Annotated in this window: 19 protein-coding genes; 8 read left to right on the forward strand and 11 right to left on the reverse strand. The window is 45.2% G+C overall.

Annotated elements, in window-relative coordinates; all coding sequences use genetic code 11:
* Nucleotides 1-335 precede the first annotated feature (335 nt).
* The 5 genes from cruF to JGK11_RS00430 all read left to right on the forward strand — a co-directional run bounded on the left by cruF (nt 336) and on the right by JGK11_RS00430 (nt 4,171).
* Nucleotides 336-1,274, forward strand: coding sequence for a gamma-carotene 1'-hydroxylase CruF (gene cruF / locus JGK11_RS00410; protein ID WP_293179163.1), 939 nt, complete (start codon nt 336-338; stop codon nt 1,272-1,274).
* Between the two features lie 603 nt (nt 1,275-1,877).
* Nucleotides 1,878-3,068: a 2'-O-glycosyltransferase CruG gene (cruG, locus tag JGK11_RS00415; RefSeq protein ID WP_293207237.1), complete on the forward strand. Its 1,191-nt coding sequence runs from the start codon at nt 1,878-1,880 to the stop codon at nt 3,066-3,068.
* A gap of 3 nt (nt 3,069-3,071) precedes the next feature.
* Nucleotides 3,072-3,218, forward strand: a complete 147-nt coding sequence (locus JGK11_RS00420) for a hypothetical protein (RefSeq protein ID WP_293179157.1) — start codon at nt 3,072-3,074, stop codon at nt 3,216-3,218.
* A gap of 16 nt (nt 3,219-3,234) precedes the next feature.
* Nucleotides 3,235-3,822, forward strand: a complete 588-nt coding sequence (locus tag JGK11_RS00425; protein WP_293179154.1) for a type II toxin-antitoxin system antitoxin SocA domain-containing protein — start codon at nt 3,235-3,237, stop codon at nt 3,820-3,822.
* Entirely contained in the window at nt 3,794-4,171 is a 378-nt protein-coding gene (locus JGK11_RS00430; RefSeq protein WP_293179151.1) for a hypothetical protein, read from the forward strand. The genes JGK11_RS00425 and JGK11_RS00430 overlap by 29 nt, the downstream gene beginning before the upstream one ends.
* A gap of 167 nt (nt 4,172-4,338) precedes the next feature.
* Here the strand turns inward: JGK11_RS00430 and JGK11_RS00435 are convergent, their stop codons facing one another.
* From JGK11_RS00435 to JGK11_RS00450, 4 genes are all read right to left on the reverse strand, one after another.
* A complete protein-coding gene (locus tag JGK11_RS00435) occupies nt 4,339-6,018 on the reverse strand; it encodes a hypothetical protein (protein WP_293210186.1) in 1,680 nt (559 codons plus the stop codon).
* A gap of 301 nt (nt 6,019-6,319) precedes the next feature.
* Nucleotides 6,320-7,270 carry an ABC transporter ATP-binding protein gene (locus tag JGK11_RS00440; protein WP_293179145.1) on the reverse strand — a complete coding sequence of 317 codons (951 nt, stop codon included), beginning with the start codon at nt 7,268-7,270 and terminating at the stop codon, nt 6,320-6,322.
* 439 nt (nt 7,271-7,709) lie between these two features.
* Nucleotides 7,710-8,099, reverse strand: a complete 390-nt coding sequence (locus JGK11_RS00445; RefSeq protein WP_293210188.1) for an MAPEG family protein — start codon at nt 8,097-8,099, stop codon at nt 7,710-7,712.
* 128 nt (nt 8,100-8,227) lie between these two features.
* On the reverse strand, nt 8,228-8,770 hold the full coding sequence (locus JGK11_RS00450) for a PadR family transcriptional regulator (protein WP_293179139.1): 543 nt from the start codon (nt 8,768-8,770) through the stop codon (nt 8,228-8,230).
* A 121-nt stretch (nt 8,771-8,891) separates the two neighbouring features.
* Between JGK11_RS00450 and JGK11_RS00455 the strand changes: the two genes are divergently transcribed.
* On the forward strand, nt 8,892-9,296 hold the full coding sequence (locus JGK11_RS00455) for a DUF4188 domain-containing protein (RefSeq protein ID WP_293195781.1): 405 nt from the start codon (nt 8,892-8,894) through the stop codon (nt 9,294-9,296).
* 369 nt (nt 9,297-9,665) lie between these two features.
* Here JGK11_RS00455 and JGK11_RS00460 read toward each other — a convergent pair whose 3' ends face one another.
* Both JGK11_RS00460 and JGK11_RS00465 read right to left on the reverse strand, forming a co-directional pair.
* Entirely contained in the window at nt 9,666-9,881 is a 216-nt protein-coding gene (locus JGK11_RS00460; protein ID WP_293195784.1) for a hypothetical protein, read from the reverse strand.
* Nucleotides 9,882-10,014: 133 nt separating this feature from the next.
* Entirely contained in the window at nt 10,015-11,154 is a 1,140-nt protein-coding gene (locus JGK11_RS00465) for a helix-turn-helix transcriptional regulator (RefSeq protein WP_293210190.1), read from the reverse strand.
* Between the two features lie 614 nt (nt 11,155-11,768).
* On the opposite strand from JGK11_RS00465, the gene JGK11_RS00470 reads away from it, so the two are divergent.
* Nucleotides 11,769-12,803 carry an RRXRR domain-containing protein gene (locus JGK11_RS00470; RefSeq protein ID WP_293179127.1) on the forward strand — a complete coding sequence of 345 codons (1,035 nt, stop codon included), beginning with the start codon at nt 11,769-11,771 and terminating at the stop codon, nt 12,801-12,803.
* A 46-nt stretch (nt 12,804-12,849) separates the two neighbouring features.
* On the forward strand, nt 12,850-16,467 hold the full coding sequence (locus JGK11_RS00475) for an NACHT domain-containing protein (protein WP_293179124.1): 3,618 nt from the start codon (nt 12,850-12,852) through the stop codon (nt 16,465-16,467).
* Between the two features lie 121 nt (nt 16,468-16,588).
* On the opposite strand, the gene JGK11_RS00480 is transcribed toward JGK11_RS00475, so the two are convergent.
* The 5 genes from JGK11_RS00480 to JGK11_RS00500 form a co-directional block, all read right to left on the reverse strand.
* The gene (locus JGK11_RS00480; RefSeq protein WP_293179121.1) at nt 16,589-16,753 is read right to left on the reverse strand and encodes a hypothetical protein; all 165 of its coding nucleotides are present in this window, start codon (nt 16,751-16,753) and stop codon (nt 16,589-16,591) included.
* Between the two features lie 107 nt (nt 16,754-16,860).
* A complete protein-coding gene (locus JGK11_RS00485) occupies nt 16,861-17,646 on the reverse strand; it encodes a calcium-binding protein (RefSeq protein WP_293179118.1) in 786 nt (261 codons plus the stop codon).
* 474 nt (nt 17,647-18,120) lie between these two features.
* Nucleotides 18,121-18,906, reverse strand: a complete 786-nt coding sequence (locus JGK11_RS00490; protein WP_293179115.1) for a calcium-binding protein — start codon at nt 18,904-18,906, stop codon at nt 18,121-18,123.
* Between the two features lie 21 nt (nt 18,907-18,927).
* Nucleotides 18,928-19,059, reverse strand: coding sequence for a hypothetical protein (locus JGK11_RS00495; RefSeq protein ID WP_293179112.1), 132 nt, complete (start codon nt 19,057-19,059; stop codon nt 18,928-18,930).
* Nucleotides 19,060-19,929: 870 nt separating this feature from the next.
* Nucleotides 19,930-21,153: a calcium-binding protein gene (locus JGK11_RS00500; protein WP_293210192.1), complete on the reverse strand. Its 1,224-nt coding sequence runs from the start codon at nt 21,151-21,153 to the stop codon at nt 19,930-19,932.
* Between the last annotated feature and the right edge of the window lie 3 nt (nt 21,154-21,156).

The following is a 21,156-nucleotide window of genomic DNA, read 5'->3' on the forward strand; positions in this document are numbered from 1 at the left end:
TATCGATCGAAGATTGGCTCGTGCTTGGGCCAAGGTATGTAGTTGCGCTTCAGCGCTCTTTCATAAGATCTAAGCAAAGAGGGCTCGCATCCCAACAACGTACCTAATTTGTGTAATGACTGCTGATTTTTGGGACGGGTTCTGGGGATCTTCCCAGCTATTTTTGCAATCTTGTCTAGGCTTGTTGCAACCAGACACTCAATCAGCAACGGGGTTTCTCGGGCTTGGGCGCAAATCTTGGAAAAATGCCGGTGCCCTATTGGTGTTGGTTTATTGTAAAAAATTGTAAACTGTAACGAGTGCTTTCTGCATCTAATATTTTTTCGAGGAGTCCCATGAAGCAACTTTTGATAGCTGAGCGCTTTTGCCTGATTGCCCACGTCTTGTCAATGGCCTTTGGATTGGCAGGGTTGCTGCTGATTTTACCCCATCCCGAATTCGTGATGAATTTATCGCCCGCCGGACAAACTTTGTTCCAATGGGGGATGGCTGGGGGTGGAGTAGTTTATATCATTTTTGGCGCAGCAGCGGTTGCTCTCTATGCCTATCGGACGTTGGGGCTGGGTGCAACTCTGACATTTTTGCTGCCTTCTGTGTTTTTATCTTTGAGTAGCGAGTTGTTGGGAACGAGTACGGGTTTTCCCTTCGGCCATTACCACTATTTAAGCGGGTTGGGCTACAAAATTGCAGGGCTGGTGCCGTTTACAATTCCCATGTCGTGGTTTTATCTAGGACTGGTTTCATATATAATTGCTCGCGCTGGGCTGGCTGGTGGTAAAGGCGAATTGAATTGGGTGCGCCAAATAGGCGCGATCGCCCTTGGCGCTCTATTATTGACAGCTTGGGATTTTGTACTAGATCCGGCGATGAGTCAAACTTCTGTACCTTTTTGGGAGTTTGAGGAACTTGGCGCTTTCTTTGGGATGCCTTACCGCAATTTGGCGGGCTGGATGGGTACCGGGGCGCTGTTTATGTCTGTAGCAGCTTTCTTTTGGAGAAAAACTTCGATAAAATTAGAGCGATCGGAATTGAGTTTGCCTTTAATTGTTTATTTGGTAAACTTTGCTTTCGGAGCGATTATCACTGTCACTTCCTTGGATTCTCGGTTCTGGTTCCCGACATCGCTAGCTGTGCTTCTGGGTGTAGTTCCGGCGATCGTATTAAGCTCGATCGCTAAACCCGCAGCAGATGACATAACAGAAGCAATTCCGTCTTTGGAATCTGCTCTCAAAGCTGAAATTCCATCTCAGCGCGTAGGCGCTTTGCGGAAGTAAGCGGCTGATGAGGAATCATATCGTTTCCGGTCGATTGACTGCAATAATATTCGTTCGTAGTGCGGACTTTAGTCCGCACTCAGGCTGCGGACTTAAGTCCGCACTACGAACCGTTTTTGTTATGGTAATTGAGCGGACACGAGCTCACTGCTGATTTGGCAAAAATTCACAGGAAATTTTGAGCTAATTTAAAAACCCGGTTTTAACAAGAAACCGGGTTTTTCAGCAATTATATTTTCATGCCAAATTCCTGTAATATGTTTGAGGTCATATCGTGTCCGAGCGTCGATTAACCGCAATAATATTCGTTCGTAGTGCGGACTTTAGTCCGCACTCAGGCTGCGGACTTAAGTCCGCACTACGAACCGTTAATATGTTTGAGGTCATAGCGTGTCCGATCGTCGATTAACCGCAATAATATTCGTTCGTAGTGCGGACTTTAGTCCGCTCCGATCTTGCGGACTAAAGTCCGCACTACGAACCGTTTTTGTTGTGGTAAGCGACAGGACATGATATCAAAAGTTGATTAAATTTTTCAAATTGACACCAGCCGTAATTCCAAATTATTCAATTGAAAATCTAAAATCTAAAATCTAAAATCCTATGATCGATCCTAACCACCTTACAATCATCATCCCTGCCGCACTTTTGCTGTTGCAATTACCCGCTACCGCCCTTTTAATGTCGCGGTTAATTAAAGGCCCCTCGCGCATCCCGCCCCTGGAACCAGATTCCCCGACGCTGGACTTGTTGGGTGCTTGTACTGCGGTGGTGCCGACTTTGAACGAAGCAGAAAGAATTGCACCTTGTTTGGAAGGATTGAGTCACCAAAGTTACGAGCTCCGAGAGGTGGTAGTTGTTGACAGCTATTCGGTAGATGGAACAGGGGATTTAGTCAAAGCTGCCGCCGAAAAAGACCCCCGGTTTCGCTTAATTAACGACGATCCGTTACCGCCTGGTTGGGTGGGGCGTCCGTGGGCGCTGAATTGGGGTTTTTTGGCAACTTCCGAGAAGTGCGAGTGGATTTTGGGGATAGATGCGGATACTCAGCCGCATCCGGGTTTGATCGCAAGTTTGCTCAAAACTGCTGCTGCTGGAAATTACGATTTGATTTCGCTGTCGCCGCAGTTCATCCTCAAGTATCCGGGCGAGTTGTGGCTGCAACCTGCGCTGTTAATGACTTTGGTGTATCGCTTCGGCCCCACGGGAACCGGCGGGGATGTGCCGGAACGGGTGATGGCAAACGGTCAGTGTTTCCTCTGTAAGCGCGAGGTTTTGGTGGCTTTAGGGGGCTATGAAGTCGCAAAAGGTTCTTTTTGCGATGATGTGACTCTGGCTCGCTATGCTGCGGCTCAGGGCTTTAAGGTGGGCTTTTTGGATGGGGCGAAAGTCTTGAAGGTGCGGATGTATGAGGGGGCGATCGAGACTTGGAATGAATGGGGTCGATCGCTCGATTTGAAAGATGCTGCTTCTGGCGGTCAAATTTGGGGCGATTTGTGGCTGTTGTTGGCGGTTCAAGGTTTGCCGGTGCCGATCGTCCTTTGGTATTTGCTATCGGGTTCCCTACCTGCGATCGCTGTATCTGGGCAGTTTGGGCTGTGGGGATTGAATGTATTTTTGGTTGCGGTGCGATCGGCTTTGTGTTTCGCGATCGCTCCGAGTTACGATCGCACTGAAGCTTCTGGTAAATGGCTATTTTGGCTGTCACCTTTAGCCGATCCGTTAGCGTTTGTGCGGATTCTAATTTCTGCGTTTAATCAGCCGACTCAGTGGCGCGGCCGCAAGTATAGTTAGCTTATGAGAGGCGGATCGCGATTGGAATGGGCGATCGAATTTACATTTGTGCGATCGGCTGATTTGATATTACACTCGCGACTCAGTTTCAATTATAATAGTATGTATCGATATGCTGCCAATCTGGCGATCGAAAAGTATTTGTTCTAGACTGAGGGTCGGAGCTATGATCGACTGTCTCAATTTGGCTCGCTACTTCATTATCAGAGCTTATGAAGATGGTATAGAAGCTGACATGACTAATATGAAGATTCAGAAGCTTTTATACTACGCACAGAGCTTGCATTTGGCACTCTATGATGAGGCCTTCTTTGGAGAAGAAATCCAAGCATGGCGCTACGGCCCTGTTTGTCCTCCTGCTTATAGGTTTTACAGTGAGTTTGAAGCTAGCCAGCTACCTATTCCTAACAAAGAATCCTTATTGCAGCTTACCTCTGATAAGCAAGAGCTTTTAGAAGAAATTTGGGGATATTTCGGTGGTTATCATGCTTATGGATTAAGCAATATGACTCACGGTGAATTTCCTTGGAAAAAAGCTCGTAAAGGTCTACTTCCTGAAGCAAGTTCAACGGAGCCAATTCTTCTCGAAGACATGAAAGCATTAGGTTATCAGAAGCTCGATTTGATAGAGCGCAAGCACCCCGCATACGAACTAGCAATGTCTGAAGTTTTGAAGGATACCTTTGATTCCGAATCATCAAATCGTATTGAAAAAGGAGAAGTCCATGAGTGGCTCAACTCCCTTCTCGATTGAAGCTTCCGACAATTTCAACCGTTCCTTTAAAAAACTTGCAAAAATTCACGGAGCTAGCTTTGTTGAAATAATTTCAAAAGTTTTGGAAGAATTAATTGATTACCAATATCCAAACAATTCCCGTAATGAGCCTTTACCGGGAAAAATTAAGTTGCCAGAAGAATGGACATTTCACAAGATAGATTTTAGGATTGCTAAAGGAGCTTCGGGACAGATTAGACTAATGTACTTAGTTAACGCAACTACTTGTATTATTAAACTCGTTTGGATTTACAGTCACGAGCAGTTTTCAAAACGTCCTGCTGATGCGGATTTAAAGAGTGTACTTAGAGAAATTTTAGAATTTTAAATCAACAAACTGAACAAGACTTCGGAGAGTTTAATTGCCGCTCCAAAGATAGCTTTAAACCCGGTTTCTACGAGTTTTGCGTTGACGATAAATCTACAAAGAAACCGGGTTTTTGAGGTCAGGAATGCCCACCGATTGCGATCGGGGCGCACTGCATTCTCCCTTTTTCAAGCCTTCAGCAAAGCTTTAGATGCCGATTCCCCAGCGATTCGGAGTTGCCTCCTCAATTGCAGATTCAGCAGCACCAACACAGTCCACTGGCAGAGTATCGAGACACAAATGTCATATATTGACTGGTCTCTCAAGGCAGATGAAGATCCAAAGATGGGAAATACTAAAGACAGCCAAATGAAAGGAGCTTTTGCTGGGTAGAGGGAAAGCACAGACAAAATAATTGGTGGTAAAAGGATAGCCCCTCCGACTGTACAAGTCGCCCAAACTGCTTGATTTCGGATTTTTGCGAACATGAATAGCTGAGTGAGGCCGGCGTAAATCAGGATAAGATTGATAAACGCAATCATCGCAGGAAAAGCGGTGTGATTCACCAGCAGCCAAGGTGTTAAAATCACTGTCGAACTGAGGAGATTGATTGCTATTGCAATTGGTGCTGGACTTTTTTCGCTCCAAATTAAATCGAGTATTGGGTATTTGCGCCACAACTTCTGACTACTCGGAACGATTTGTTTCCGATACCTCGCCCAATCATACAAAGCTTGTCTTTCCGAGGTTAAAGCCGCAATCAAAGCTAAAAAAACCATCAAATTTGGGATCGACAAACAGACGATTTCATCAAGGGAGTATTTATTTGATTGGAGTGCAAATCCTAAAATTATTGACTGATAGGAAATCACCAGCAAATAACTTTGTCGCTTGCTCAAAACAGTGGCGGTGGGGTTGGGAAAGCGACGCTGCCATCCCTGGTATATCCAATAGGTTGCCACTGCACAAATCAATAAAGATAAGGCGGTAGAAGACACAAGATTTTTGCCAATCTGCAAATGGAACCATTCCAGACTATCGAACTCCTCAGTTAACCAGTTAAGGTTAGAATGGGATGACTCATTAACTTGATAAGCTACCTGTTTCAAGACAGCAGCCGGAGAGAAAAATGCTAACAAGTCCGCAGCATTGCCGACTGATGGTGCCTTAAAAGCTGTGCTAATAAAACCCAAAACCGCAGCACTAGCCAGCCAAGGCTGAAACCCTCCCAACCAACTGGTTGTTAAACCAAATAGCATTGCACCGCTGTAAAATAAAGCACAGCTAGCTACCATTGCTATGTCGAAACATAAAATATGATGCAGAGGTATTTGAGCTGCTAATCCGCTGTACAGGTGCAGCGGTACAGCAAGAATTGCTGCCAGATACAGTAAAATTGGGACGCCGAGAATTTTACCCAGAAAAATTGTGTTGGCAGATTGGGGGCTGAGGCGAATAAAGTTGAGTGTACCTCGACGTTCCTCTTTATCTAAGTCGCTCACCAGCATATAAGTGCCGGCTACTAAAAGTGCGATCGCACTAAATATGCTCAGGTAAACGAATATTTCTAGCCACCAAGAGGGCCAGTTAATGATGAAATTTCCTGCCGCATCTTGGATACACTTGATTGCATCACTTTTGGGATTGCCATCAAATCCAGTGCAGAATCTGTGATGAATGGGGTACTTGTAATCGCTGGGAAGAGGCGCAACGGGTATCTGGCTCCTCGACGACAAAAACAGCACCAGTTGACTGCTGAGGGAAAGGACGCTGGCGATCGCAATATTGCCCATTTTCAGCCGGCCTTTAAGTTCTCGAAATAACTGGGAATTCCAGTTACCGATTGTGTCTAGCAAGTTGAGAGTCATAGATAATTGTTTTGAGTTGTGAGTGAACAATTGGAAATCGGGTGATTTATTTAATAGTCTTGAACTGGGTGCAGCGACCTGTGCAAGGCAAATATGTTTGTAGGGGCGAAGCATGACCGCAGTCAATATGGGATTATAACTAATAACTTATATGCGGTCATGCTTCGCCCTCTTCAAAACCCAGATGCACCCATTGAACTCATTTAGACCACAGAAACCGGGTTTTTTTGTGAGTCTCGTGGCTCCGATGAAAGATTTTGGTAAAAACCAGGTTTTTGACCGCCCGTGCGTCCAAGGCTATTTAAGATGCTTGTTTGTGTCCCATTTTCAGAAAGATAGTTTCTAAGTCTTCTTGAGTGCAGTGAAATTCGGTGAGGGGAATATTGGCATTGACGAGCGATCGCAATAAATTCGCTGCATCTTCCCGGCTTCCTGAAAAATGAACGCACACCTGCTGAGTTTCCGGCACTATTTCCCAACTTTCAACCCAAGGAAAGTTCTTGAGTTCGGATGTCAGTGCTTCTATATTGCCCAAAGTTGACAGGAAAATTTGCTGTTTCCCGAGGCGTTTGTAAAGTTCTTGTAAAGGGGCGCTTTCCACAAGATAGCCCAATTCCATAATCCCTACCCAGGTGCAAAGTTCGGCTAAATCGCTGAGAACGTGGGATGATATGACTACGGTCATCCCGGCTTGTTGCAAGGATTTGATGATTTCGCGAAATTGCGATCGCGCGATCGGATCTAAACCCGAAACTGGTTCGTCTAACAGCAACAACAGCGGTTCGTGAATAATCGTGCGCCCCAAACTCAGGCGCTGCTTCATTCCCCGCGACAGAGTGGAAATTAAGCTGTTGCGCTTGTTGGTTAATTGCACGAGTTCTAAAACTGCATAGATGCGCTCTCTGCGCCGGGGTTGTCGCAGGTTGTAGAGTCTGGCAAAGTAATCTAAATAATCGCAAACAGTCAAATCGTCGTAAAGCGGAAAATCGTCGGGAAGAAAACCGATGCGCTGTTTGAGAGTGGGATTAGATCGATCGCGCAACAAGCGTTTGCCGTTGATGTAAATCTCCCCTGTAGTAGGTTCTTCAGCGGAGGCCAACATTCGCAGCAAGGTAGTTTTGCCCGCACCGTTGGGGCCGATGAGTCCGCAGATTTCGCCAGCGGCGACTTGCAAGTCGATGTCATTGACGGCAATATGGCGATCGAATTGTTTGGTAAGTCCGCGAGTGTCTATTGCTAATTCTTTTGCCATAGTTAAAAGGCGAGTGAAATTGGCTGCGGTTTGTCTCTAGAAAAGGAAGTTTAAGCTTGTATCTAGCTTAGCCTTTTGATACAGCAGTTGTCAGGGGGATTGCGGAAAATTAACTGTTAAATTTTAAAAAGATTACGATTTATGTTTAAAAATAAGCTCGCTCAGTATTTAAACTAAATCTCAAAAATAATCCAACTTTTGTGGCCTGGGGACGCGAGTCAGTCCAAAATGTAAAAACTAAAACAGCTTATTATTATACCAGCCAAAGATTGCTAACGCGATTCCATAATTTAGGTTGGTTAGCGAAATCACAGACAGTAATTTTAGACGATCTATAGACTTGTAAGTAAGGTGCGTCAGACTTAGGCTGCGTGCGAAATAATTAGATTGTGGGCTTGACGCACCCTACAATATATGTGTTCGTTGTGTAAGTCATCAACTACAAAACTGCCATAACAATTAAGGCTACCAAGCAGCTTAACTGCATCCCTAAGCTTAATACCCTAAACATAGGATTGAGACCGGCGATGTGAATCATTGAATGCAGCAGCCGAAATACGATGTAGGCAACAATCAGCGAATCTACGGCTATTCCAGAGACGCCCCTAACTGTTAGCAGAAAAAAAACTCCCAAATACAAAGGCAGGTTTTCTATCAAGTTAGATTGTACTCTAAATAGTCGCCACAGCAAGCTTTCATCGTTTTGTGTACCAAAATCTTTGGGAGATCCGCCCGCAGATAGATGCCGAATCCTGACTGCTATGAGGGCGATGACAATTGCGATCGTCCACAAAATGAAAATTACCAAACCCCAAAGAGGGAAAGTCATATTTGTCGGTTGAATTTGGATCATCTTTCTACCGGGCGAAACTGCTGCTAATACTTTAGAAAAGTTACCACTCAGGAATCTAGGAGAAAATTGCAGAATTTTAGTAAAAAATTGCCTTCGCCTTGCACTTATTGCAGCAACAGCAGGATCTCGTCACACCAAGCTAGCCAGCCTGTTTCGTAGTGAATCCCGCGCAGTAAAGTCATGTACTGAAATTTTAGGCTGTTTGACAACTTTTGGGGATTTGTAAATTCCTGAGTCTTAATTTGTTGATAAATCATTAATCGCTGCTGATGTTGCTGGCGGTGCACTTCGAGTTTTGCCACGATTATCTGAGGAGACACCAGATACCCAGCATAGAGTTTGACGAGTAACTCATCTTTGATTGGTGCCATCTCCTCCGACTCAGCAATCCATTGGCACAACTGCTGTTTGCCCAATCCCGTCACGGTATAGATACGTTTGTCGGGTCGATTTTCCTGCTGTACGGATTCGGCTTGCAGCCACTGCTTTTCTTCGAGGCGGCTCAATTCTCGGTAAATCTGCTGGAAGCTGGCACTCCAAAAAAAACCAACCGATCCTTCCACAGAGGGATTGAAGCGCTTGGCTAGGTCGTAGCCACTGCTGGGGGCGCTTACTAAGACTGACAGAATGGCATAGCTAAGAGACATAGGCTAGGGGTTGACATACTCACTAAGTTGAATATATCATAAATTGTATATTCAATTTAGTGAATAATCGTGAGATTGAATATGTAATTTCCAGGTAGTAAGATTTTCAAGGAGTTTGAAGATGGCAAATGCAAACAGATATTCGATTTACCAGATCGATTTGCCCGATCGCGCGGAAGCAGTGGTGTTTGTCAACGGCTTTGTGGCACGCGATCGCGCGGGGTTTTTCTGGATGTGGAAAAATCTAGTGTCGATCGGCACTTCGACTGGTAAAGCTGAAGGCTGCGTGCAAGTGAAAGCAGGAATTTGTGGGCCAAAGGAAGTGATTATGGTCAGTTACTGGCGTTCAGAAGCCGATCTGAAACAGTTTTTCCGAGGTGAAGCCCATCGGCGGATGATGCAGTTTGTGTTGAAAAATCCTGATAGCCTCTGTTTGTATAACGAGACATACACACCTTCGCAAAGTGGGAAATACAGCCACGAACCGCAAGGGATGGCAACGCTTTATCCTAGTTTTGCAAAATGAGCAATAACGTGCCAAGTAGCTTGATGTTCCGGGAGCATCCCAATTTGGTAAAAAGCATTTTTTACGTAGTGCGAGGGTCTCGCTCGCGTGCTTTATAAAGCACGCGAGCTCCCGACAGCACTACAAATGCAAAACTGAGATGCTCCCGCTGAGGTAACAGAAAATCTGATGTCAGTTCTCGGCTAAAATCAATTAGCTCGATCTGCTTTTGCTGTGGTATTCTCATCTTTCGCTAAAAAAAAGTAAATCTAAAATCTACCAGAAAGAATTGGTTGAAAGCCGGAACCATTTGAGGGAGAAATTAAAAAGACGATTCATTACTCCAATTCTCTGACTTAAGGGTAGAGGTAGCTCTCAAACTGTCAACTGTCAACTGTCAACTGTCAACTGTTGAAAATCTACAATCGACTGAGGGCCGCACCATTCGATCGAGCAAATGTTCGATCGCACTTGGGAGATTCTCGCAAAAACCAGTGTGTACCCGTTTTCTTGAGGAATTACCGTAATCGCGATCGCAAGTGCGATCGACTCGTCATTCGTCTGGGCGATCGAATCATAATCTTCTGGATTCACAAGATTTGACATGATTTTTAAATCACCTAAAGTAACCAAAGAGAGATAGAAATCGATTTTGGAAAATGAGCCGATTCTACTAAGAAGCCGGAATTCTTATCCATCCTAACAACTCCTTTGGGAATACAATCAGTAAATTCCCACTTTAACGAAGTTTCCCAAGCTGTTTCAAAGCACTTACTACCGCCTCCGCACGAGTTTGTACTCCCAGCTTTGAGTAGATATGTTCTAAATACTTTCTGACTGTACCAATGCTCAGACTCAGTGTTGCCGCAATTTCTGGATTAGTCTTACCTTGCGTCACCTCAAACAATACTTCTGTTTCCCGCTTGGTTAATCCTAGGAATTCCAAAGATACGGATGATAGAGTTAAAAACTCCTCTTCTTCAAGCAACAATAGATATCTTTCCAGCGGTTGCTCAGTCAGAAAGCGTACAATTAATTGTTTTCCTGCTTGTTCTAATTTCAGCGGTAAATGAGGTGCAGGGATTTCATCACTTGGTGTTACCAGCGACAACTGATATTTAACCCATCTCTGCAAATTGTCTGGCAAACATTTTGTTGAAAAATGTGAGTCTTGAAAATACTGTTTCAGCCAATGCAAAGCTCGTTCGCTCATGAATTGAACTTGCCCATCTCCGTTGAGAGAAATAATTCCTAATGCCTCCAGAGTATGACGCTGTTCTACCCACTCCTGTTCTATTTGGGTAAACTGATTCATGTTTTGCTGGGCTTGTACCAGATGAGGGTGCAGTAAATTGAATAAATAGCGATCGCGCTCAGTAAAAATCCGATCTCCCAAAAGTGTAATCGCAATAATATCATCTTGTCCAGAGTAGAGCTTGCTCGCAGATTTAGCAGCCAAAGCAAGAGGTAGTGAAACTGCGATCAGATCCTTGATTCCTCTAGGCTGCATCACCTTTCCATACAATCCTTCCAGACGGTGCAGTTGCTGCTCGTTTAAGAAGTCTGAAACCTTATGCGCTCGATTGTCACGAGTTCGGAGATAATTACCGACTAGAGGGTTTTCGTAAAAATGCTGGTGAGCAACTTTCTCAAAATTCACTGTATCAAGGCGATCGAACCCAGGGGCGGGTTTATAGTCGAGGGAGGTAGTCTTGCTATTCTCGAAGGAGAGGGTGGTGTAGGTGTAATCTACTGCGGAAATAACCTTCGAGACGATCGCCAGCAGATGAGATGAGAAATCCTCAACGCTACAAGTTTTGTATAGTTCCTGTAAGCATCCTGAAAAAATTTGAAAATCATTCTGAGTTAAGTGTTGCATTGTCCTTGATAAAATAGTCGCTAATCATTCGGACTCGATATAGAGTAAGACGAGTTGCGAGGAGAAATAGATGCTTTTGTATCTTTTTTGTAACAATTGACTACGGCAAATGACGGGTTGAATCTAGATTTGAGATATGACAAGCTTTAAAAACAGTTGACAGTTGACCTGGGACAGTTGACAGTTGACCTGGGACAGTTGACAGTTGACCTGGGACAGTTGACAGTTGATTAACATAACAAAAACGGTTTGTAGTGCGGACTTCAGTCCGCAGCTTGAGAGCGGACACTCCCGACGCACGCGCGATCGAATCTTATAGCGGTTAAATGACACTACGAATGTAACAACAAGTCCTAAGTTCAAGTTGGAATAGTTGAAATAGTTAAAATGTCACTAACCCCAGCCTTAAGGCATGGGGCTTGAAAGAGGGAGATTCACCAACTTCTTAATTTGAGACTAAAATAGTGTCTAGACGCCAACCGCATCGTTGGGACAAAAAACTGAACAGCCTGGGCGTGGTAGCTCGAAATACGTCAAGAATGCCTCCCTAGTTTTTAACCTCTATAGCTGTCAGTGTCGAAGGGAAATATATACTCGCAAGAGACTTACCGTAAATGTTTGTACCAGTTCTAGATAGTGAAAACAGACCGCTAATGCCTACTACGCCAAGTCGTGCGCGGCGTTGGATTAAGGCGGGCATCGCCACCCCATTTTGGAAAAAAGGAGTGTTTTGCGTTCGACTCAATGTAGAACCATCAAACACGCACCGCCAACCAATAGCAGTTGGTATTGACCCAGGTTCAAAGCGAGAAGCTTTTACAGTCAAATCCAAAGCTCATGCCTACCTCAACGTGCAAACCCACGCCGTCGATTGGGTGAAAGACCATATTGAGACACGGCGAAATATGCGACGCGCCAGACGTTTTCGCAAGACGCCATGCCGCCAAAACCGAGCAAACCGACTGGTCAACAAACATCGCCTGCCCCCATCGACTAAGGCGAGGTGGCAGTGGAAATTAAGAATAGCTAAATGGCTAACCTTGATGTTTCCGGTATCAACTTTCGTCGTCGAAGATATCAAAGCCCGAAAGAGGAAAAACGCACGCAAGTGGAACGTGTCGTTTAGCCCTCTGGAAGTAGGCAAACGCTGGTTTTATCGGGAACTTACTCGTATTGCACACCTTGAAATCAAAACGGGTAACGATACCTACAATCTGCGTCAAAGTCTGGGACTCAAGAAATCAAAGCAGAAATTGTCAAACAAATTTGAGGCTCACTGCGTTGATTCTTGGGTGCTTGCTAATTGGTATGTTGGAGGACATTTTGAACCCGATAACACAGTGTTGATAGAAGTGATGCCTCTGGAGTTTCACAGAAGACAGCTACATCGATTGCAACACGCTCCCGGTCATATTCGTTCTAGATATGGCGGTACGATTAGCGCAGGGTTTAAACGCGGCTCAATCGTCAAACATCCCAAGTATGGGTTTTGCTATGTCGGTGGCTGGCAAGCGTCACCAACGAAAAAAGACCCAAACCGGAAAACAATTAGTTTGCACAGTTTAGGGACTGGCAAGCGGTTGTGCCAAAATGCGTTGCCGGGAGATTGTAAGTTTTTGTCCCCGAACTCGTGGCGCATTGCCAATTAATTGTAAAGCCGTCCTATAAGGACGGGGTTTCACACCGATTTTTCTGATGACTAAACTGCCGCAAAAGCGCAAGCGCCGAGGCGTGATTCTTTCAGATTGGGGTTTGCAGCGTCTACAGAATACCCAGGAACAATTAGCCATTGCTGAAAATGGCGGTTCTGCTTACACATTAGAGCGATTAAGCAATTTGACAGGGCTCAGTGCTCGATCGATCGGACGGCTGCGAAGTGGCAAAGCAGCAGTCGATCGCCAAACCCTAGAAGAGTTATTTCGCGCCTTTAACCTGACTATAACCGAGCAAGACTACATCCAGCCAGAACCAACAACCGCAGAACGCCAGCCTGTAAAGTCGATCGCCCAAAATTGGGGAGAAGCCATAGATGTTTCCCGCTTTTACGGGCGTACCGCAGAACTTACCACCCTCACCCAATGGATTCTGCAAGATAATTGTCGGTTGGTGTGTATTTTTGGGATTGGTGGCATCGGGAAAACCGCTTTATCTGTCAAATTAGCAGAACAGCTACAAAACCAATTTAGCTACGTCATTTGGCGAAGCCTCCGCAATGCCCCGCCGCCGGAAATTTTCTTAGCAGAATTAGTCTCATTTCTCTCAGGACAACAGGATACAAAAGCAGAAATTAGCAGCTTGATTCAGTGTCTGCGGAATCATCGCTGTCTGATCGTTATAGACAATACCGAAAGCCTGTCACAACCAGGGGATCAGAGTGGACAATATCGTCCCGGCTATGAAGCTTACGGAGAAATGTTGCGCGCGGTGGCCGAAACTCGCCATCAAAGCTGTTTGGTGTTAACCACCAGGGAAAAATGCCCTCAATTTGCTCAATCGGAAGCGGGCGACTTAGCAGTACAAAGCTTGTCCTTGGGCGGTTGTCCAGAAGCCTCCGAAGCATTGATTGAGGCGACGGAATTAACTGGATCGGACAGTCAAAAACAGGATTTGTGCGATCGCTATCGATGCAATCCCCTGGCCTTAAAAATCGTTGCCACCACCATTCGAGATTTGTTCAGCGGCAATATTGGTCTTTTCCTAGCACAAAATGTTACTGTATTTGGCGATGTTGCAGATTTAATTCAACAACAATGCAATCGTCTGTCAATCTTAGAGACTCAAGTCATGTGCTGGTTGGCGATCGATCGCGAATGGGTTTCCTTTACCGAACTTCGAGAAGATTTGAATGCTGGCGTATCCCAAACGCAGTTGATGGAAGCCCTGCAAAATTTGAAATGGCGATCGTTGATTGAAACCAACGCAGGTCAGTTTACATTACAACCTGTGGTGATGGAATATGTCACGCAGACACTGATCGATCGCATTTGTGACGAAATTGCCGATCGCTCATCGCCGACTCCATTGTCAAATTCTTCCCTATTGCAAACCCATGCCTTAATCAAAGCACAGGACAAAGACTACATTCGCGACAGCCAAAATCGCATGATTTTAAAGCCACTGAGCGATCGGTTGCTGAGTCAATTGGGTTCTCAAAAAGACATCGCATATCAACTAAAACAAATTCTATATCGCCTGCAAACCGAGTGTCCGAATCAGGCTGGATACACTGGTGGCAATATTATCAATCTATTACGCCACCTTCAGATTGACCTAACTGACTACGACTTTTCCTATCTCAGCATTTGGCAAGCCGATCTTCAGGATGTGAACCTGCATCGAGTCAATTTCACCCATTCTGACCTATCAAAATCGCGGTTTACCCAACCGTTAGGCAGTATTTTAAGGGTTGCATTTAGCCCCGACAGTCAACTGCTAGCAACTGGAGATAGCAATAATCTGGTGTCCCTATGGCAAGTTTCTAACGGACAATCCAGAGCCATATTTAGATCGCATCACGGTTGGGTTTGGGCGCTGGCTTGGAGTCTCTTTCCCTTGCCTCTTAACGGGGGAAACGAAGCAGGGTATGTCCTCGCCAGCGGCGGTGCCGATCGAACTATCAGACTGTGGAGTATTGAATCAGAAAGTTGTTTGGCAATCTTGCAAGGACATCAGACTACCATCAGAACCCTAGCATGGCAGCCGCACGGACACATCCTTGCTAGCGGGGACGATCGCCAGATTCGACTGTGGGATACTCGTACCAAAGAATGTTGCCAGATTTTGCAGGGCCACAGTAATTGGGTGATGTTTGTTGCTTGGAGTCCCGACGGTCAAATCCTCGCCAGTGCTTCCTTAGATGGAACGGTTCGAGTCTGGGATATACAGAATGGTGAGTGCCTGAAAATCTTATCCGAACATACTAATGGAATTTGGTCAATTGCTTGGAGTCCCAACGGAGAACTTCTCGCCACAGGGAGTCAAGATCGAACCGTGAAGATTTGGGATGCCGACAGCGGTAAATGTCTCAAAACTTTGCAAAGAGACGATCGGGCAGTCTTTTCCCTCGCCTGGAGTCCCGATAGCAGAATGCTCGCCAGCGCTAGCGGAGACCAGAATATCGCGATCTGGGATATAGAAAGCAGTCAATGCTTGCAAACCTTACAGGGAGACAGCAATTCGATTTGGAACGTGACTGTAGCTTGGAGCCCAGATGGGAAAACGATCGCCAGTGGTTCCCACGATCAAACCGTGCGACTGTGGGAGGTCGATCGCAGTCGATCGAATCAGTGCCGAAATTTCAAAACATTGCAGGGATACAGCAATTCTATGTTTGCGGCGGTTTGGAGTCCCGATGGTACGATCCTTGCCAGCAGCAGTGGCGATCGTCTGGTTCGGTTGTGGAATCCTCGCACAGGTCAATGTTTGAAAACATTAAAGGGTCACACCAATTGGATTTGGGGTTTAGCCTGGAGTCCCGATGGCACTACCCTTGCTAGCGGATCCGATGACTGCACGGTTCGACTCTGGGATGCCAGCAGCGGCCAATGTTTGGCAACCCTCGAAGGACACGCAGCCTGGGTTTGGGCTGTCGCTTGGAGTCCCGACAGTCAAATTCTTGCCAGCGCGGCGGGCGGCCTGAATATTCGGTTGTGGGATGTTAAGCACCGGAAATGCCTGAACATCTTGCAGGGAAATGACAGTTGGGTTGGGAGTTTAGCCTGGAGTCCCCACGGCAAAATCCTTGCTAGCGGTTCCCACGATGGAAATCTGCGACTCTGGGATAGCAGCACCGGTCAATGCGTGGATGTCTTGCAGGGACATGAAAGTTCCATTAGATATGTATCTTGGAGCCCGGATGGCCAAACCCTTGCTAGTGCTTCCCAGGATCTGAGCATCCGACTCTGGGATAGCTGTACTGGCAAGTGTCTGAAAATTTTGCAGGGACACAGCGATATGGTAAAAGCAGCAGTCTGGAGTCCTGACGGTGAAATGCTGGCCAGTTGTTCGCACGATCGAACTATTCGACTCTGGGATGCGGGCACGGGAGAATGCACGAAAATTCTACAGGGACATACAAGTCAAATTTGGTCTGTTGCTTGGCGTCCTGTTGTCTCGAATGAGGCAGAAAATCGCGACTTTGTTCTTGCAAGCACCAGCGCTGATGAGACGATTAAGCTGTGGGATGTCAACACAGGTGAATGTTTGAAAACTCTCAGAGCCGATCGCCCCTATGAAGCTATGAATATTACCGGAGTCACGGGTATTACACAAGCTCAGAAAGCCACTTTGGAGGTGTTGGGGGCACACAGTTGACAGTTGACAGTTGACAGTTGACAGTTGACAGTTGACAGTTGACAGTTGACAGTTGATACCCGGTTTCTTAAAGAAACCGGGTTTCTATGTACCTCACTTACCACCAAACCAGATTTGGGATCTAAACCAAATTGTTAGCTACCGAACTGTCTACTGTATCGTTGCCTCCGAGCATCGAAACTCCCAAAGGAAAATTATTGGCATCTGCGATCGACAAAAAAACTGTTTCGGATGTATTGTCGCCAATTAAGCGGCGCGGTTCGGATGGATCTGTTTGTAAAGCCATGATGTCTTACCTGATAAAAAATCTCGGTTTTGATGCAGAATTTTTGCTAGAAACAGGGTTTCTATGTACCTCACTTACCACCAAACCAGATTTGGGATCGTGGCAAATTAAAATCCTTGAACCGAGATGATATTGCCTTGAACCTGGGCTGGAGTTACACCATCAACAAAACCCAATATATTGCCGGAATTTTTAACTTTGATGAGAGTTCCTGTCGTTACAATAGGGCCAGGATTTAGTAAACTTGTCAGACCTTGGTCTTTTAAAACTTGTGGCCCGTCAAACCCCAATATAATTGTCACATTTGTCAGGTTTTCCAAAACTACATCGCCAGCAGTCAAACCCCCTGCTAATCCAATTCGATCGAAACCAACTCTGAAAAGGCTAATCAGATCCGCATTATTGATATCTGTAACTCCGGGTTCTGCTTGCAAGACATACAAGTTGCTGCCGATTTTAGGCCCAGAAATATTGTCATCAAATCCCAATAAAATATCTCGTCCCAAACCCCCAATAAGAGTGTCATACCCATTACCGCTAACTAAGAAATCATTGCCTCTACCGCCCAATAAAATATCGTTTCCCCCAAACCCATAAATCAAATCTGCATCTTGCCCTCCGCTGAGATAGTCATTTCCAGCCTCTCCACCTAGTAAGTCTTTCCCCCTGCCTCCAAATAAGGAATCATTACCCGAGTTTCCCCTGAGAACGTCTTCTCCTTCATTGCCATACACCAAATTGTTAGCTGCTGAAATGTTAACTGTATCGTCACCTTCGAGCATCCAGACTCCCAAAGGAAAATTATTGGTATCTGCGATCGATAAAAAAACGTTTTCGGATGTATTGTCACCAATTAAGCGGCGCGGTTCCGATGGATCTGGTTGTAAAGCCATGATGTCTTACCTGATAAAAAGTTGTCATTGAAATAATGAACCTAGAATTGTTTAACAACAATTAAAATTCAAATAATTACAATTTTTGGAGTTAAACAAATAGGTAAAGTCGCATGAAATTTGCAAGCTGACTATTTATGGGTCGCAGTGCCTATAAACAGACTCAAGCTTTTGATTAAAATTCTTACAAATTTAAACAGTGCTCCGACTTATCAGCACATTAACAAAATAACTCAACTCCATGAATCATGTCCAGGACAGTTAGCCACTTAAGCTAGCCACTTAAGAAAGGCTACCAAACAAAAGATTTTTTAATTTTCAAAGCGCCGATGTTAATTTTTTATGTTCCGGCACACAAATAATCAAAGACCGGGTTTTTTACCAAAATCCTTGGTTGAAGTCCATAGATTAGGTAAAAAACCCGGTTTTTTTTAGCTAATTTGTCCAGGAATGTCCTAGCAAGCGCGACAAGTCCTAAGGAACAAAGACGATATCCGAATCGGGACGAAATCCACCCGGTATTTTGGCAAATTGCTGGTTTTTAAACGACAGCGCACCAGTGCTGTTATTGTATTGAAATTCACTGACTGAAGACACTCCCATTCCACTTACCGAGACTTGGACTTTATCACCTTCCCAGTAATGAAAGTCTTGGATTAAATCAATGCCTTCATAGGCGGGGGTGGAGTAAAAAATGAAATTATCTGCTCCACCACCACCATAGAGAGTGTCATTTCCTGGTTCACCAGAAAGATTGTCGTTGCCATAGTCACCGTCGAGGTAGTCATTACCGAAGGAACCAAGCAAAAGGTCGTTGTCATATCCACCGTAAAGGGTGTCGTTACCAGTCCAACCATCTAAGGTATCGTTACCCCCCTCGCCGTAGAGTTTATCAGCAGAATCGGTACTATTGAATAAACCATTGCTACCGTTGATATAATCATTACCTGCACCTCCCCAGACGGTATCCGCGCCTTGTTCGCCATAGAGGTAGTCATTATCCTCTTCACCGAAGATCAAGTCATTGCCCGAGTATCCCCACAAGGTATCATTTCCAGACCCTCCATACATCGTATCGTTGCCCGCCCCGCCAGATGAAGAGTCGTTACCCGCCAAGGCATAGATAGTATCAGCCCCGCTAGTACCATCCAAATACGTATCGTTGAATGATGTACCGATAATTGGCTTTGCCATCGGAATTTCTCCTAAAATTTGTAGTTTGTTTGCTTGTTTTCTCTGGTTCTCAAAGTTCAGAACCAATCTGCAAATTGCGAATTAGATTCACAATCGATCGATTTTGCGATCGCACAGATACAAGCTGTCGCGATAGGTGAGCGTCGCACTAAACACATTGCTGTGAATCTGAGTTGAATGCGAATTAGAACAATCGGAAATGCCACAATAATTAAACATTATTTAGGTAATTTCCTGATTGGTTGAAATCTAACGCTGCACGCTGATATATCTACTTTGTCCTGAGTGACAGCCAATGTCCAGGACATTTAGACAGTTAAGCTAGCCACTTAAGCTAATATCAAAAAACTACCTATAGATTAAGATTGAAAGATAAATATTACTAAGATTTAATTTTTTTTTAGCAGGGTTAGATTCAGCCATTCAGTCAGTTATGCTGTCATCTAAACAAACAAAAGAGTGCCCAATGGGTACTCTTTTGTTTGCATCCGGTATTGTAACTAGCACGCTACTATAGACTTGTAGGGTGCGTCAGATTTTTATGTTTCCCAAAAGGTACGTTGTTGCGCTTCAGCGCTCTTTCTAAATATAACACTGCGAGCGAAAGATTCGCGGACGCTGTTGGGATGAACTCACTCCTTAGAGTTATTGTGTAGCAAGGTATGCGCCTAACAACTCGATTTACAGTCATACCTCATCTATCGCTCGAAAGGCTATATAAAAGAGCGCTGAAGCGCAACTACGTGCCTTTCCGGAGCGCTTAAGCGCAACTACGTGCCTTTCCGGAGCGCTCAAGCGCAACTACGTGCCTTTCCGGAGCGCTCAAGCGCAACTACATACCTTTCCAGAGCGCTGAAGCGCAACTACGTGCCTTTCCGGAGCGCTCAAGCGCAACAACATACCTTTCCGGAGCGCTCAAGCGCAACTACGTGCCTTTCCGGAGCGCTCAAGCGCAACAACATACCTAAGATTTAGTGGGGGCAGAACATCCTGTCTGCCCCGTAAATTGCTGATTGAAAATGGTGTAATATCTGAGTTAAACGGACTTAATGTCAAGTCTGTTTAACTCAGATACAATTCAATTCATCCTCATGGCAATAGCACAATATCTCGGGATACTAAGAAGTCTGCTGGCTTATTCTCAAGAGTGGCAAACTTAACTTGACCGAAGAATAAATCACCAGTAGTCTTGCTATAGCTGAATTGGTTTAGGGAAGTAGCACCAAAACTGCGGTGAATTTCAATTTTGTCAACTTCACTCTTTTGGAAGTCTTTGATGGTATCAATCCCTGTAGGAGCAAAATAGAATCTGAATCCATCCGCGCCTGCACCACCGTAGAGAATGTTATTGCCAGCAGCATCGATATCGCCACCACCAGTTAAGACATCATTACCATTTCCGCCATAAAGAAGGTCATCGCCACCACCACCAGAAAGTTGGTCATTATCATCGTTGCCGTAGAGGATATCGTTACCTTTCATGCCTTGTATGTCATCATTTCCAGCATCACCTAAAAGCGTGTCAATTCCATTACCACCAAGAATGATATCTCTGCCACCTCTACCATTGATTAAATCGTCTCCATCCTCACCTTTGAGGAAGTTCTTGCCAGCGTTACCCAGCATATAATTATTCAATTCGTTACCAGTGCCATCGATATCAGCAGCATCACTCAAGGTGAGGTTTTCGACGTTTGCACCCAAAGTATAGCTGATAGTGGAAGTGACTACGGTATCAGTACCTTCGGCAGCTTTCTCGGTAACTAAATCAGCAACATTATCAACCAAATAAAGGTCATTACCGCTACCACCATTCATGTCGTCGGCACCAGCACGACCATATATGATGTCGTCGCCTGTACCACCATAGATTTGGTCATCGCCATCACCACCATCTAGGAAGTCGTTACCACCTCCACCAAATAAGTAATCGCGATCGCCTAAACCATAGAGAGAGTTGTTCGCATCATTACCTAGAATAGCATTGTGCGCGTTGTTTCCCGTCGCATCAATGGCAGCGGTTCCCTTCAAATGCAGGTCTTCGACGTTCACTCCTAAAGTGTAGCTGACGGTAGATTCCACCAGATCGATACCTTCGGCAGCAGACTCAGTAACTACGTCAGCAATATTATCGACAATGTACTTATCATTACCGCTACCACCATACATTTTGTCTGCACCAGAACCACCATCAAGCTCATCATCTCCTGCTTTACCGTAGAGAGTGTCGTTGCCTGCTAAACCTGTGAGAGTATCGTTATCAGGAGTGCCATGTAGTAAGTCGTCTTTGGGAGTACCTGGAATCTTAGCCATGTT

The sequence above is a fragment of the Microcoleus sp. PH2017_34_RAT_O_A genome, assembly GCF_020737885.1.
Classification (GTDB): Bacteria; Cyanobacteriota; Cyanobacteriia; order Cyanobacteriales; family Microcoleaceae; genus Microcoleus.

Coding starts and splice junctions, on each gene's coding strand:
- JGK11_RS00435 (WP_293210186.1), bottom strand. CDS start 6,018: ATGACTCTCAACTTGCTAGACACAATCGGTAACTGGAATTCCCAGTTA.
- JGK11_RS00420 (WP_293179157.1), top strand. CDS start 3,072: ATGAGAGGCGGATCGCGATTGGAATGGGCGATCGAATTTACATTTGTG.
- JGK11_RS00465 (WP_293210190.1), bottom strand. CDS start 11,154: ATGCAACACTTAACTCAGAATGATTTTCAAATTTTTTCAGGATGCTTA.
- JGK11_RS00430 (WP_293179151.1), top strand. CDS start 3,794: ATGAGTGGCTCAACTCCCTTCTCGATTGAAGCTTCCGACAATTTCAAC.
- cruF (WP_293179163.1), top strand. CDS start 336: ATGAAGCAACTTTTGATAGCTGAGCGCTTTTGCCTGATTGCCCACGTC.
- cruG (WP_293207237.1), top strand. CDS start 1,878: ATGATCGATCCTAACCACCTTACAATCATCATCCCTGCCGCACTTTTG.
- JGK11_RS00455 (WP_293195781.1), top strand. CDS start 8,892: ATGGCAAATGCAAACAGATATTCGATTTACCAGATCGATTTGCCCGAT.
- JGK11_RS00475 (WP_293179124.1), top strand. CDS start 12,850: ATGACTAAACTGCCGCAAAAGCGCAAGCGCCGAGGCGTGATTCTTTCA.
- JGK11_RS00440 (WP_293179145.1), bottom strand. CDS start 7,270: ATGGCAAAAGAATTAGCAATAGACACTCGCGGACTTACCAAACAATTC.
- JGK11_RS00460 (WP_293195784.1), bottom strand. CDS start 9,881: ATGTCAAATCTTGTGAATCCAGAAGATTATGATTCGATCGCCCAGACG.
- JGK11_RS00480 (WP_293179121.1), bottom strand. CDS start 16,753: ATGGCTTTACAAACAGATCCATCCGAACCGCGCCGCTTAATTGGCGAC.
- JGK11_RS00445 (WP_293210188.1), bottom strand. CDS start 8,099: ATGACTTTCCCTCTTTGGGGTTTGGTAATTTTCATTTTGTGGACGATC.
- JGK11_RS00450 (WP_293179139.1), bottom strand. CDS start 8,770: ATGTCTCTTAGCTATGCCATTCTGTCAGTCTTAGTAAGCGCCCCCAGC.
- JGK11_RS00425 (WP_293179154.1), top strand. CDS start 3,235: ATGATCGACTGTCTCAATTTGGCTCGCTACTTCATTATCAGAGCTTAT.
- JGK11_RS00485 (WP_293179118.1), bottom strand. CDS start 17,646: ATGGCTTTACAACCAGATCCATCGGAACCGCGCCGCTTAATTGGTGAC.
- JGK11_RS00470 (WP_293179127.1), top strand. CDS start 11,769: ATGTTTGTACCAGTTCTAGATAGTGAAAACAGACCGCTAATGCCTACT.
- JGK11_RS00495 (WP_293179112.1), bottom strand. CDS start 19,059: ATGTTTAATTATTGTGGCATTTCCGATTGTTCTAATTCGCATTCAACT.
- JGK11_RS00500 (WP_293210192.1), bottom strand. CDS start 21,153: ATGGCTAAGATTCCAGGTACTCCCAAAGACGACTTACTACATGGCACT.